This window comes from Klebsiella sp. S69, from assembly GCF_016516145.1.
Lineage (GTDB): Bacteria > Pseudomonadota > Gammaproteobacteria > Enterobacterales > Enterobacteriaceae > Klebsiella > Klebsiella oxytoca.
The window spans coordinates 1-268 of the sequence record NZ_JACVUU010000106.1; the positions used below are offsets into that span (position 1 = coordinate 1).

Below are 268 nucleotides of genomic sequence, written 5' to 3' on the forward strand. Positions count from 1 at the left end.
GACGGCTAAACGGGATACTGCGGCAGCGCTGCGTTTCTTTCGCAAGGCCATCCGTAACCACGGCGAACCTGAGGTGTTGACGATCGATAAAAGCGGCGCCAATACTGCGGCTCTGGCCACGCTCAATGCCAACAAACCTGAGGAAGAAGCTATTACCATCAGGCAAAGCAAGTATCTGAATAACCTGACTGAGCAGGATCACCGTAATATTAAACGGCGGATACGTCTGATGCCGGGATTCAAATCGTTTCGCCGGGCGCAGACGATA

The 268-nt window shown here is 53.0% G+C and carries 1 protein-coding gene; it reads left to right on the top strand.

Features of this window, described 5'->3' with window-relative positions; all coding sequences use genetic code 11:
• A partial coding sequence (locus tag IAE27_RS29430; RefSeq protein ID WP_200093444.1) for a DDE-type integrase/transposase/recombinase occupies positions 1-268 on the top strand: 268 nt, incomplete at both ends.